Source organism: Erythrobacter sp. (genome assembly GCF_040217515.1).
Taxonomy (GTDB): Bacteria; Pseudomonadota; Alphaproteobacteria; order Sphingomonadales; family Sphingomonadaceae; genus Erythrobacter.
Genome location: NZ_JAVJPT010000010.1, coordinates 23,840 through 37,247 on the forward strand (window position 1 = coordinate 23,840; position 13,408 = coordinate 37,247).

10 protein-coding genes are annotated in these 13,408 nt (G+C 66.1%); 4 read left to right on the plus strand and 6 right to left on the minus strand.

Annotated elements, in window-relative coordinates:
• Positions 1-35 precede the first annotated feature (35 nt).
• The 3 genes from RIB52_RS12190 to RIB52_RS12200 form a co-directional block, all read right to left on the minus strand.
• Positions 36-263 (minus strand): hypothetical protein, encoded by a 228-nt coding sequence (locus tag RIB52_RS12190; protein ID WP_350175902.1) that lies wholly within the window; start codon positions 261-263, stop codon positions 36-38.
• A 129-nt stretch (positions 264-392) separates the two neighbouring features.
• On the minus strand, positions 393-1,475 hold the full coding sequence (locus RIB52_RS12195; RefSeq protein WP_350175904.1) for an Rv3169 family protein: 1,083 nt from the start codon (positions 1,473-1,475) through the stop codon (positions 393-395).
• Positions 1,475-2,551, minus strand: coding sequence for a phosphotransferase (locus RIB52_RS12200; protein WP_350175906.1), 1,077 nt, complete (start codon positions 2,549-2,551; stop codon positions 1,475-1,477). Before RIB52_RS12200 ends, RIB52_RS12195 begins: the two co-directional genes overlap by 1 nt.
• A gap of 259 nt (positions 2,552-2,810) precedes the next feature.
• Here RIB52_RS12200 and RIB52_RS12205 point away from each other — a divergent pair, with 259 nt between their 5' ends.
• Complete coding sequence (locus RIB52_RS12205) at positions 2,811-5,726, plus strand: TonB-dependent receptor (protein WP_350175908.1); 2,916 nt, start codon at positions 2,811-2,813, stop codon at positions 5,724-5,726.
• Positions 5,727-5,855: 129 nt separating this feature from the next.
• The gene (locus RIB52_RS12210; protein WP_350175910.1) at positions 5,856-7,145 is read left to right on the plus strand and encodes an O-acetylhomoserine aminocarboxypropyltransferase; all 1,290 of its coding nucleotides are present in this window, start codon (positions 5,856-5,858) and stop codon (positions 7,143-7,145) included.
• A gap of 10 nt (positions 7,146-7,155) precedes the next feature.
• Here RIB52_RS12210 and RIB52_RS12215 read toward each other — a convergent pair whose 3' ends face one another.
• Positions 7,156-7,881: an endonuclease/exonuclease/phosphatase family protein gene (locus tag RIB52_RS12215; protein ID WP_350175912.1), complete on the minus strand. Its 726-nt coding sequence runs from the start codon at positions 7,879-7,881 to the stop codon at positions 7,156-7,158.
• 120 nt (positions 7,882-8,001) lie between these two features.
• Between RIB52_RS12215 and RIB52_RS12220 the strand changes: the two genes are divergently transcribed.
• Both RIB52_RS12220 and RIB52_RS12225 read left to right on the plus strand, forming a co-directional pair.
• A complete protein-coding gene (locus RIB52_RS12220; protein ID WP_350175914.1) occupies positions 8,002-9,573 on the plus strand; it encodes a phospholipase D family protein in 1,572 nt (523 codons plus the stop codon).
• A 40-nt stretch (positions 9,574-9,613) separates the two neighbouring features.
• A complete protein-coding gene (locus RIB52_RS12225) occupies positions 9,614-10,318 on the plus strand; it encodes a VIT1/CCC1 transporter family protein (protein ID WP_350175916.1) in 705 nt (234 codons plus the stop codon).
• Positions 10,319-10,331: 13 nt separating this feature from the next.
• Here RIB52_RS12225 and RIB52_RS12230 read toward each other — a convergent pair whose 3' ends face one another.
• Together RIB52_RS12230 and RIB52_RS12235 are read right to left on the minus strand one after the other, a co-directional pair.
• On the minus strand, positions 10,332-10,943 hold the full coding sequence (locus RIB52_RS12230; RefSeq protein ID WP_350175918.1) for a response regulator transcription factor: 612 nt from the start codon (positions 10,941-10,943) through the stop codon (positions 10,332-10,334).
• Positions 10,940-13,393, minus strand: coding sequence for a hybrid sensor histidine kinase/response regulator (locus RIB52_RS12235; RefSeq protein ID WP_350175920.1), 2,454 nt, complete (start codon positions 13,391-13,393; stop codon positions 10,940-10,942). Before RIB52_RS12235 ends, RIB52_RS12230 begins: the two co-directional genes overlap by 4 nt.
• Positions 13,394-13,408: the final 15 nt, after the last annotated feature.

The window sequence follows — 13,408 nt, forward strand, 5'->3', positions numbered from 1 at the left end:
AAGCGGGGGGACCCGTTTCGGCCCCGTCCTAGCCGTTATTCGCCGCCCGGCGCAAAGGGTTCGGGAGCGGGCGCCGGGGTGGTTGTTTCGTCGACGCTATCCTCGCCGACCGGCTGTTCGAGCTCGATCGGGGTGTCGACATCGCCGTCGCGGTCTCCGGAAGGATTGAAGAACACGATCAGCAGCAGCACGCCGAGCCCGACGATGACAAGCGGCCAGAGCCATTTGGAGCGGCTGGATTCGGGTTTCTGCGGGTCGACCATGGCGGTCCTCCTTGTTGCGATGGCTTCCGGTGCGCGCCGCCCGGGTCGCAGCGCGGTTTCAGGAAATGCAACGGAGAGGGCCCCGCTGCCGTTCCGGCGCGCGGGGCTTCAGCGGGGCTGGCGGGGCGCTCAGGCGGTGTCGACGAGCCCGCTAAGGCCGAGCGGGCCGTAAGGGCCGATGGCGAGCTGTTCGAAAACGCCCATGCCCTGCATGTCGCCGCCCACCCGGCAGAGCATCTGGACGTGGAGATTGTCCATCGCCGCCGGGTCCAGTTCGGCAAGGGGCAGGTCCTCGCGCGCGGTGCGAACGGGTCCGTGGTGCAGGCCGTGGCCCCACTCGGGGTGGGTGTAGCCGATCCCCTTCATCTGGAAACGCGCGAGCGGTTCGAGTTCGAGCCGCTCCGGCGCGCCCTGCACGTCGATATCGAGTGCGGCGCGGGCGGGCCAGCGTGTGCCGGGCTCGAGCGTGGCGGTGAGCGCCGCGTCGCCCTCGGCCACCTGATCCTGCGCGCAGCCATCTGCGGCCCATGCCGCGCGGGTGTTCCAGGCGCGGCCCTGCGGGTCCGCGTTGACGTGGAAGAACAACGATCCGCCGGCCAGATTGAGAGGGGTCCACTGCCAGAAGAATGCGGGCATCGGCGCTCCCGGGATCGGCTGCGTATCGCGCGCGCCGACCGGCCGAACGCCCCACGACCGATCGCGCGTGCCGAGCGTGCCCTTCGCCATGTCCTCGCGCACCCCGTCGGCTTCGATCCAGCCCTCGTAATGGCCGTTCTGGGTCATGCGGGTGTAATCCATGAAGGCGCGCGGACCCGTGCGGTGGATGAAGCGCGGTTCCTCGATCGGGGCGGCGCGCGCGGTGAAGGTGAACTCGCCCGCCAGCCCCTCGGTCTGCTCGATCGTCACCTTGAGGCGCTTGAGCGGTTCGATCACCTCTATCGCGATCGGGCCGACCCTCAGCGCCATGCGTTCCATGCCGAGTTCGCACGAGGCGTGGAGGCAATGCTGCACCCCGCCACGGATGAAGCTGAAATGCGCATCGGCCACGTCGAGATGGGGATAGACCCCGAAGGCGGCGGCAAAGAAGCCGCTGCCGTCCGGCGCATAGCCATTGAAGAAATACCGGTCGTAGAAATTGCGGTCCGTCCCCGAATAGGCGATCGGTTCGGGGGTCTGGTGAAGCGGATAGTCGTCGCCGCGCGTGAGCACCATCAGGCGTTCTCCTTCAATGCTGCAAGGCTCTCCCGTTCCAGCGCGAGGCCGCAGGCACCGCGCGCCATTGAGAGGAAGTTGGCATCGCCGCGCCTTGTGCGCTCGACAAAGGCGGCGCTGAAGACCGCAGTCGAAACCCCGTGCAGCGCGCCGATGCGGTAATCGTGGTCGATCTCGGCGCGGCTGAGTGAAACGCCGCGCGCCGCCATTTCCGAAAGCCACAGGTCGAGCAGTTCGTCCTCATGCGCGCGGCGCAGGTCGTTGCCGATGCCGCAGCCGAGGAAATAGCCGATATCGGTCATCGCCTTGCCGGTGGTTACGGTCTGCCAGTCCAGGATCGCGATGGGCTCCGCGCCGCCGCGCACGTCGAACAACATGTTGTCGAGCCGGAAATCGCCGTGGACGAGGCATTGCGGGCGGGCGTTGTCACGCTCGAAAAAGGCGGGGGTGGCGGCTAGCTCCTCGCACAATGCCATGTATTCGGGCTCGAGCCCGTCCGCATAGCGTTCGCGGAATACAGCCTGCGCCTGCGGATACATCGCGGCGATGCGCGCGGACAATTCGGGGTCGGGACGGACCCAGTCGGCCTCGATGAGATCGGCGCGCCGCCAGCTCCCGGCATGGATGGCGGCGGCCTGCCTGATCGCGGCGCGCGCGTCGTCGATCGAGCACCCTGCGATCTGGTCGCCGGCGCGCGCCGGGCCGAGATCCTCGAACAGGATGACCTGCCCGCTCCCGTCTGCGCTGACATGGGCGGCCAGGACATGCGGCACGCGCGCGTCGAGCAGCGGGGCAGCCTCGCGGTAGAAGCACACTTCCTTGGCATAGAGCCCCATCATTGCCGCAGTGCCACGGCTGGTCGCATCTGCGGCGCTGAACTTCGCCGCCAGCGTCGGGGGGCCGGCGGCCCCGGGCTCGTATCGCAGGTGGAACCGCACAGAGTCGCCGACCTGCCCGGTTCCGATAGGCTCCCAGTGAAACGCGCTCAGCCTGCCGTCGCAAAGGCCGCTCTCGCCCAGGCGCTGTGTCAGCCAATCGAGCGTCACGGCCCCGGCATGTGTCGGAAAATCGTTCAATTCCAGTTCCTCTCCCGGCCCAAGGATTACGCCGCGCGGGCCAGCGCGGCAATGGCGATTGTGAGAAGGTCGCGCGACGCGAGCGGCCCAGCACCCGCCGCAGCGGCGGGGCGCGCGCAAGTCCTGCATGACATTTTTCTTACCCTTAGGGGGCAATTTCAGGTATATCCTGTCGCCAGAGCCGCAAAAGCGGCCATTTTTGGGGGAGAGAAAAATGAAGGTGAGAACCTGTCTGCTAGCCGGAATCTGTCTTGCGTCCATGGCGACGCCCGCATTTTCGCAGGAATCGGACCTCGATCTGCCGGACGACCTGCCCGAACCGCCGCGCGAGGCGGGTGTCATCATCGTCACCGCCCAGCGCCAGGCGCAGAGCCTGCAGGAAGTTCCGCTCGCGGTGACCGCTTTCGATGCCGAAGCGCTGCAGGCGCAGCAGATCGAGAATGCCAGCGATCTCCAGCTGACCCTGCCCAACGTGTCCTTCACCAAGGGCAATTTCACCGGATCGACCTTCACCATTCGAGGCATCGGCGACCTGTGCGTCGGCGTGAGCTGCGACAGCGCAACCGGTATCGCGCTCAATTCCGCGCCGCTGTTCAACACCCGCCTGTTCGAGACCGAATATTTCGACCTTGAACGCATCGAGGTCCTGCGCGGGCCGCAGGGGACCCTGTTCGGGCGCAACGCGACCTCGGGCGTGGTCAACATCGTCACCGCCAAGCCCGACCTCAACGCCTTTTCGGGCAGCGCGCAGTTCGAATACGGCAATTTCGATTCGATCCGCGCTCAGGCGATGCTGAACCTGCCGATCGGCGACACGCTTGGCGCCCGCGTGGCGGGCTTCTTCCTCAGGCGCGACGGCTTTACCGAGAACCTGTTCAACGGCGATGACATCGACGGGCGCGAACAGTTCGCGGTGCGCGCCTCGCTGCGCTGGGAGCCCGGGCCGGACACCACGCTGGACCTGATGGGCTATTATTTCGAAGAAGACGACGATCGCCTGCGCATCCAGAAACAGCTGTGCCAGCGCGATCCCACGGGCGTGCTGGGCTGTCTCAACAATCGCCGCGATTTCGACCAGCTCAATGCCAATGCGACCTTCACCGGCACTCTGGGTTCGGAGGAATTCCTGCAATTGAACGGCCTGCCCCCGGGCTTCGGGCTCAACAGCCTCTATGGCCCGGACGGTTATGCGAATTTCGACGAGCCGAATGACGTGCGCCAGGTCCGCACCCAGTTCACGCCCGAATATTTCGCCGACGAACTGCAGTTGCAGGCGCATCTGGAACACAATTTCGGCGATATCGCCCTGAGCGTGACCGGGACCTATCAGGAAAGCTCGGTCGATTCGCGCCAAGACTACAATCTCGGCATCAACGATCCGGCCTTCTATGCGCCTGCCCTCGCCCAGCTTTCGGCCTTCGCCAATCCGGCCGTGGTCGGCCCGGGGACGGCGGCCTATTTCCAGCCGATCGTGGATGCGATCATTCCGAACGGACCGGGCGGCGAGCTGTGCACCTCGGACACCCGGCTCGACAATCGCGGCGCGTTCGAGGGATTTTCGATCTGTTCGCCGGCCGGCCAGCAATTCGACCGCTCGAACCAGGAGGACCGCGCCTGGTCGGTCGAGGCGATCGTCTCCTCCGATTTCGACGGACCGTTCAATTTCCTGCTCGGCGGCATCTATGCCGATCTCAACACGAGAGAGAACAGCTATTTCGTGAACGCCTTTGCGATTGATTACATTTCCGGTCTGCTGGGCTCGTTCAATGCGCTGGGTCCCGGGCTGCCGCCGTCCTATCTTGCGACCTCGTTCTTCCGCAACAATACGCAGGACTACAATCTGGAAAGCTGGGGCATTTTCGGCGAGGTCTATTTCGACATCACCGACCGGCTGAAATTCACCGGCGGCCTGCGCTACAACGACGATTCCAAATCGATCACCGCGCGTTCAACGCTGGCGAGCTTCCTCAACCCTTATGCGAATGACGGCGACCCGTTCGAATCGCCCTTTGTCGGCACATTCGATGCCGATCCGGGCATTCCCGGCAACCAGCTGTCGCAGCAGCGTTCGGTGAGTTTCAACGAAATCACGGGCCGCGCGGTGCTCGATTTCCAGATAACGCCCGACAACCTGCTCTATGCGTCTTATTCGCGCGGCTACAAGTCGGGCGGGATCAACCCCCCGCTGCAGCCGATTTTCAACGTGCCCGAAAGTTTCGGACCGGAAACGATCGACGCCTTCGAGATCGGGACCAAGAACACCTTCGCCAATGGTGCGCTGCAAATCAACGCGACGGCGTTCTATTATAAGTACAGCGATCTCCAGCTCAGCCGCATCATCGCGCGCACATCGGTCAACGACACGATCGATGCCGATATCTACGGGCTCGAGCTCGAGAGCATCATCCGTCCTTCACCCGATTGGCTGATCAACATGAATTTCAGCTATCTGAAAGCCGAGGTCGCGGGCGACCAGTTCTTCTCCAATCCGCGCGATCCGGGCGGCGGGGACGAGAACGCGGTTATCGTCAAGGACATCACCAACGGCGCGCTTTGCGCGGTGACGGGTCAGGCTCCGGGCGGGCCGGACGGTTTCGTGAACTTCGTCAATTCCGAGCTCAATGCGGGCAATGTCGCGGGCCTTTCCGCGCCCGTCACCGCCCCGCTGCAGGGCACGACCGAGTTTCCGGCCGACGGGGGCATCGCCTCTTCGGGCGCGTTCAGCATCTGCGAGGTGCTGCAGGGCTATGCCGCCTCGCCGGCTGCGGCGGCTTTCGGCGGGGTCGAGGTGCTCAGCCCCGGTGTCGAGGTGAATTTGCGGGGCAACACGCTGCCCCAGGCGCCCACCATCAAGGCTTCGGCGGGTGTGCAGTACACTGCCGATTTCGGTGACGGCTACAGCCTGGTGCCGCGTTTCGACGTGTCGCTGACGGGCGAGCAGTTCGGCAACGTCTTCAATGGCCGCGTCAACCGCATCGCGCCCTTCGTGCAGGCGAACGCGCAGGTCCAGCTCAATTCGGACGGTGGCTGGTTCGTGCGCGGTTTCATCCAGAACATCTTCGACAGCAACTCGACCACAGGACTTTACGTGACCGATGCGAGTTCGGGCCTGTTCACCAACATCTTCACGCTCGATCCGCGGCGCTACGGCCTTGCGATAGGTGCGAGCTTCTAGGCGGCAAACTGCGTCGCCTTGCGGGAGGGGGCCGGACGACCGGTCCCCTTCTGTCGTTTTGGCATTTGCGCGCGCCAGTCCGGTGTGGTTGAACGCGCCCGCCAATTCGCTCGACCAGAGGACCCTATCATGACCGACATGAAGCTCGAATCGCTCGCCGTGCACGGCGGCTGCGCGCCCGATCCTGCGACCAATGCCCGGATCACCCCGATCTACCAGACCGCGAGCTATGTCTTCGACGATGCCGAACACGCTGCGGACCTCTTCGCGCTCAGGCAGTTCGGCAACATCTATTCGCGCATCATGAACCCGACCAACGATGCGCTCGAAAAGAAGATCGCCGAGATGGAAGGCGGCGTGGGGGCACTCGGCCTTGCCAGCGGCCACGCCGCCCAGCTGGTCGCCTTTCACACGCTGATGGAGCCGGGCTGTAACATCGTCGCGGCGAAAAAGCTCTATGGCGGCTCGCTCAACCAGATGGGCGAGGCCTTCCGCAAGTTCGGCTGGGAAACCCGCTTCGTCGATGCCGACGATCCAGAAAACGTGCGCGCGGCGATGGACGAGAACACCCGCTGCGTTTTCGTGGAAAGCCTCGCCAACCCGGGCGGGGTCGTGACCGACATCCGGGCGATTGCGGACATCGCGCATGAAGGCGGCGTGCCGCTGATCGTCGACAATACGATGGCAACCCCGATCCTGTGCCGACCGTTCGAGCATGGCGCCGACATCGTCACCCATTCGACCACCAAGTTCCTCAACGGCCACGGCAATGCGGTGGGCGGCGTTATCGTAGATTCCGGAAAGTTCGACTGGAAAGCGCAAGGCGTGAAGTTTCCGAGCCTGACCCAGCCCAACGGCTCCTATCACGGCGCGGTGCTGGTGGATGCATTGGAGCCGATCGGCCCGATCGCCTTCATCACGGCCTGCCGCGTGCTCGGCCTGCGCGACCTCGGTCCGGCCATGGCGCCGCAGAACGCATGGCTCGCGCTCACGGGCATGGAAACGCTCGCGCTGCGCATGGAGCGGCACTGCGACAATGCTCTGGCGGTGGCGAGGTGGCTTCAGGGCCACGACAAGATCGAGTGGGTGTCCTATGCCGGGCTCGACGACAATCCGTACAAGCCGCTTGCCGACCGCTATCTTGGCGGGAAGGGCGGGGCGGTCTTCACCTTCGGGGTGAAGGGCGGCTACGAGGCGGGGGTCAAGCTCGTCTCGAATGTCGAGATGTTCAGCCACCTCGCCAATATCGGCGACACGCGCTCGCTCATCATCCACCCGGCCTCGACCACGCACAGCCAGCTGGGCGAAGCGGAACTGGTCGCGGCCGGAGCGGGGCCGGACGTGGTGCGGATCTCGGTCGGGATCGAGCATGTCGATGACATCATCGCCGATCTCGAGCGAGGGCTTGCGGGAGTCTAGGCTGCGAATTCTACAGCGCGAAATCGGCCCAGACCGGCAGGTGGTCGGAAGCCCGCGCGGCGAGTGCGCTGCGGTGCACGCCGCAATCCAGCGCCTTGAGCCGGTCGCAATGCATGATCCGGTCGAGTCGCCCGAGGGGCCGCGCGGCGTGGAAGCTGGGCCCGCAATCTAGCACCGAGAAATGGCGCTTGAATTCGCGGAAAGTCCCCGCGCGCGCGCGCCATTCGTTGAGATCGCCCATCAGCACGGTCGCGTTCGTCTCGCTCGCGGCGGCGGCGAGATCGGCGATGACCCGCGCCTGCCTCCTGCGCCACAGGCCCGACAGGTCGAGATGCATGCCGAACACCGCGAGGCTCTGCCCTCGCACCGATAGCCGCGCCGTCACCACGCCGCGCGGCTCAAGGCACGGGATATGGATGATGTCGTGGGCCTCTACCGCGATCCCGCGCCGCACGAGGATTGCATTGCCGTGCCAGCCCATCGAGTCCGTCTGCACGTCGAGCGGGACCGCCTCGTAATCGGAATGGTTGTCCATCAGGATTTGCGGCAGCACGCTTTCGCGCAGGCCGAAGCGGCGGTCGGCCTCCTGCAGCGCGACCACGTCGGCATCGACCTCGCCCAGCACGCGCAGGATGCGCAGGGGATCGCGGCGACGGTCGAGGCCCAGCCCCTTGCGGATATTGTAACTCACCACCCGGACCTGATCCCGGCCCTGGCCCGATCGCTTGCCAGCCATTCGCTCTCCTTGTGCAGCCCGGGCTAGCACATCGCTCGCAGTCGCGCACATTGCCGTGCTCCCGCGACGTGGGCTCGGCGTGCTGGAGGGAACGACCCGAAGCCGTTAGGAGCGAACTGCATGCGGCCTCGTGCCGCGCAGAAGGGAGAACAGGGCAGGGTGCTGGGCAAGCTGGTCATCGCGGCGAGCGTAGTCGTCACCGCTCTGCTGGTGCTGCGGTGGCGCTACCGGCTCCCGGCGCGGCCTGCCGAGGAGCCTCGCCTGGCGGCAAAGGGGCCTGAAGGAGGCGCGCTCGCATCCCTCGTCGGCGCTCTCGATGACGAACACGGCTCTGCCGTGCAGCCCCTGCGCGAAGGCAAAAAGGCCTTCGCCGCGCGGCTGATGCTGATCGATAAGGCCGAGCGCTCCATCGATGTGCAGTGCTACATCTGGCACCGCGATCTCACCGGCGTGCTTACGCTCGAGCGGTTGCGCGCGGCGGCGGAGCGCGGAGTTTCGGTGCGACTGCTGCTCGACGACAACGGGATCTCCGGGCTCGATGGCATTCTCGCCGAGTTGAACGCGCATCCCAATATCGCCGTGCGGCTCTACAATCCGTTCGGCCTGCGCTGGCCGCGGCTTGCCAATTACCTGTTCGATTTTCTCCGCCTGAATCGCCGCATGCACAACAAGGCGATGACGGCCGACCGCACGCTCACCATCACCGGCGGGCGCAATGTGGGGGACGAATATTTCGACACCGGCAACGAGCCGAGCTTCGTCGATCTCGATGTCATCGCCGCCGGCGAAGCGGCGAGGGCGGTGGCGGCCGATTTCGCGCGCTACTGGGCATCGCGCTCGGCCTATCGGCTGGAGCGGGTGATCGGCAGCGACCGCTCGCATGAAGGCGCGCTGGGGCGGGCCCTGCAAGCGGCCTGCGATACCGAGGAATATCGCAGCTATGCAGGCACATTCGAAAGCGATCCCGAATTGCGCCGGATCGGACACGGGGCTCTCGCTCTCGAACCCGCGCCCACCGGGCTGATAAGCGATGCGCCCGACAAGACGCTCGGCAGCGTGCTCATGGGTCACCTGATGGTCGATGAACTGGCCGAGATGCTGGGCGAGGTGGAGAGAAGCCTCGACCTCGTTTCGCCCTATTTCGTGCCGGGCAAGCGGGGGACGAACGAATTCGTGCGCCTCGCCGCGCGCGGCGTGCGGGTGCGGGTGCTGACCAATTCGCTGCCAGCCTACGATGTCCCGCTCGTCCATGCAGGTTATCGCAAGTATCGCCGCCGCCTGCTCGAAGGCGGGGTCGAACTCTTCGAAATGAAGGCACGCGCATCGCCCCCCGCGCGGCGCGCGGACGCGGGGGCGCTGGGTTCGGGCGGGTCGAGCCTGCACGCCAAGACCTTCGCCGCCGACGGGGAGCGCGTCTTCATCGGCTCGTTCAATTTCGATCCGCGCTCGGTCTGGCTCAACACCGAGATGGGGCTCGTGATCGAAAGCGAAGGGACCGCGCGCGAGATCGAGCGGGTGCTGGCGGAGGAATATACCCGCATCGCCTATCGCGTCTCGCTCGATTCCAGCGGACGGATGCGGTGGGAAGATCTCGAGACCGGCGAGATCCACCGCCATGACCCCGACAGTGGCCTGTGCGTGCGCATCGGGATGCGCGCCGTCGGCCTGCTGCCGATCGAATGGCTGCTGTGATGGCGCGCCGCGTGCTACCGGGTGTGCCGGAGACACGACCATGACCGAAGGCAGCGCCCATCCCGACGACCCGCATTTCGTCAATCGCAGCGGCTGGCTGCGCGCGGCGGTGCTCGGCGCGAATGACGGGATCGTATCGGTTGCCTCTCTGATCGTCGGTGTCGCGGCCGCCGGTCCCGCGCGTGAGCCGGTGCTGGTTGCGGGCGTCGCCGGGCTGGTGGCGGGCGCGCTGTCGATGGCGGCGGGCGAGTATATCTCGGTCTCTTCGCAGGCCGATCTGGAAAAGGCCGACATTGCGCGCGAACGAATGGCACTCAGGCGAATGCCGGACGAGGAACTGGCCGAACTGGCCGCGATCTACGAGGAGCGCGGGCTTTCGCGCGAAACCGCCGAACGCGTTGCGAGCGAGCTGAGCGAACGCGATGCGCTTGATGCGCATCTGAGGGACGAACTCGGGCTTACCGATGCGCTCTCCGCGCGCCCGTTGCAGGCCGCCTTCGCCTCGGGCACGACCTTCAGCGCCGCCGCCGCCCTGCCGCTCGCGGCGGCCTGGCTCGCGCCGGGGGACGCGATCCTGCCCGTGGTGCTCGGTGTCTCGGTGCTCGCTCTTGCGCTGCTCGGCGCGCTCGGCGCGCGGGCCGGGGGCGCGCCGGTGCTTCCGGCCATCGGGCGGGTCGTGGTGTGGGGCGTGATCGCGATGGCCGTGACCGGGGCGATCGGCAGCCTGCTGGGTGTGAGCGTCTAGCCCGCAGCGCGGCTCAGCACAGCGCCCGCTCCCGCGCGAGCATCGCGGCATGGGTCCGGTTGCGTGCGCCGAGCTTGCGGCAGATCACCTTCACGTGGAGCTTGATCGTGGGTTCGCGCAGGCCGAGATCGCGCGCGATCTCCTTGTTCGCCAGCCCCGCGCAAAGCCCGCTGAGGACCTGGCGTTCGCGCTGCGACAGGCCGACGTCGCATTGCTCCGTGCTGGATTGCCGGCGCATCATGTCAAGCGGCATGTAGGTCTCGCCCGCCGCCATGAACCGGATCGCGTTCACCACCGAGCGCGCCGGAAGCGTCTTGGGAAGATAGCCCGCCGCGCCGCAGGCGAGCACCCTTTCCGATACCCCTGCTGGGGCCATGCCGCTCATCAATGCGACTGCCATTCCTTTCGCTTTCGCGATCGCTGCCTCCAGCCCCTCATAGCCGTTCATGCCCGGCATGGCATAGTCGAGCAGGACGAGATCGAAGGATTGCCCCTCGTCGATAAGGGAGAGCGCGGCGGGCAGGTCGGCGACGGTCGCCACCTCGAAACCGCCTTCGGCTTCGAGATAGGAGCGCAGCACGTCGCGCAGCAATTCGTGGTCGTCGGCGATGAGTACGCGGGTCATGATGTCCTCCGCCTGCTTGCGGTCGCGATCGCGAGCCGTGCCGAGGCGATGAGCGAATCCATCGTCGCCGGTTTCCCGAGCACCGCGTCGAAGGGTTCCGCTTCGCCGGCCCGCCGGCCATAGGCAAGGGGCATGGCCGTGAGCAGCAGCAGGGGAATGTCTGGTCGCAGCTTGCGCAGCTCTCGGGCAAGCTCGGCCCCATTCATCGACGGCATGTCGTAATCGGTGACGACGAGGTCGAAGGATTGCGGATCGTCCTCGATCGCGGCGATGGCATCGGCCGGATCGAGACAAGGTCCGGGTTCCGCCCCGGCGCGTTCGAGCATGGCGACGAGCGTATCGACGACCGCCGGATTGTCATCGACCACCAGCACCGCCTTGCCCGCCATCAACTGCGCGTCGAGCGGGCTCAATACGGCAGGCACCTCGGGCTCCGCGACGGGCGGCTCGGTGGGCCACCAGACTTCGAATTGGGTGCCTTCGCCCGGCTTGCTGCGCACCGCGATCGCACCGCCCGCACTGCCGACGATCCCCGCGACCACCGCAAGTCCGAGCCCCGTCCCGGCCTCGCCCTTGCGCGTGTAGAAGGGTTCGAAGACCTGCGCGAGATCGTCGGAGGCGATGCCGCAGCCCGTATCGCGCACCCGGATGAATGCGGCCGAGGGCGGCACGTCGCCGACGACGACCCGGCCGCCCGGCTGCGCGTCGCCCGCTAGGCCCACCGACAGGGTGATGACGCTGTCTTTACCCATGGTCAGTGCATCGCGGGCATTAAGTGCGAGATTGAGGGCGACCTGCATGACTTCCGTCGCATCGGCATGGACCAACACAGCCTCGTGCGGGGGATCGAATTCGATGCGGTGGCCGGGCTCGGAAAGGCTCGGAGCGACGAGATCGCGCACGCTGGACAGGATGGCGCGCAGATCGACCTGTTTGAGCACCGATTCGCGCCGACCGAGCGAGAGCATCTTCTCGACCAGCCCCGCCGCCGTGCCGGCAGCGGACTGGATGCGCTTTGCATGGAACGCGACACCGTCATCGCCGCTGCTTTCGAGCAGGCCCGCAGTCCCGGTGATCGCGGCGATCAGGTTGTTGAAATCATGCGCGATCCCGCTGGCAAGTTGGCCCACCGATTCCTGCCTCTGGGCAAGCATGAGCTGTTCGCGCAGACGCACCTTCTCGCGCTCCATCGCCAGCCTTTCGCCGATACCGCGAGTCACGCAGACGATGCCGCCATCGTGCGAGAGGGTTAGCACGATTTCCTGTTCCACCGGCGTGCCGTCGGCGCGCCGCCCGATCGTCTCCCCCCGCCAGACCCCGGCCTCTGCGAGGATGGGCATGACCTTCTCCTCGATCCGGCGCCCTTCGACCGCATCGTAGAGGACGCTCCAGTGCTTGCCGATCAGGTCTGCCGGCTCCTCATAGCCGAACAGGGCGGCATGGGCGCGGTTCATGAAGTTGAACATGCCCTGCGCATCGGCAACGGCAAAACCGTCGTCGGAGGCCTCGATGGCGGCCACCTTCTGCGCCAGCAGCGCCTCGGTTTCCGCGCGGCGTTCCTCGTCCGCCTTGCGCGTGGAAATGTCGCGGATGATCGCGGCGAAGCCCTCGGGTTCGCCGGTCCCCTCGGCAGGCCACATGGCGAGCGAGAGTTCGACGGGGATTTCGTGGCCCGCCTTGCACATGGCAGGCACTTCGACCGTCTTGCCGACGAGTTTCGAGCGCCCGCCTGACATCAGGCGGTCCATGCCCGCATTGTGGCCGCTGCGGTGGCGTGCCGGGATTATGAGGTCGAGCCTGCGCCCGAGCGCCTCGTTCTCGCGCCATCCGAACATGGTCTCGGCTGCCTTGTTCCACAGGATGATGCGGCTGTCCGGGTCGGCGCAGACGAAGGCGTCGGTCGTCGTCTGGGCGATCAGCTGGGAGATGCGCTGGTCCTGCCGGATCCGGGAGGATTCGATGACCGTCATCGCCTGCGCTGCCATCATCTCGAGCGTTTCGCGGTCGCGTGCGGAGAAATCCTCGCGCGGGCGCTCGTCGATGACGCACAACGTCCCGATCGCGTGTCCGTCGGATGTGCGCAGGGGTGCGCCTGCGTAAAAGCCGATATTCGGGTCGCCGGTGACGAGCGGGTTTTCGGCGAAGCGGGGATCGCTTGCCGTGTCCGCGACCACCATCACGTCCTTTCCCGCGATCGTGTGGGCGCAAAAGCTCGCTTCCCGGGGTGTCTCCTGGGCATCGAGGCCGCAGCGTGACTTGAACCACTGGCGATCCGCGTCGACGAGGCTGATAAGCGCGATCGAGGTGCCGAAGCGATCGGCGGCAAGGCGCGTTACCACGTCGAGCGCGGGATCGGGCGGCGTGTCGAGAATGCGCAGCATGCGCAGGGCCGCGAGGCGTTCGTCCTCTTCGGGAATCGCGGGCGGGGAAGAGAGCAGCTTGATGGTCATTCTCGCGTGGGGATT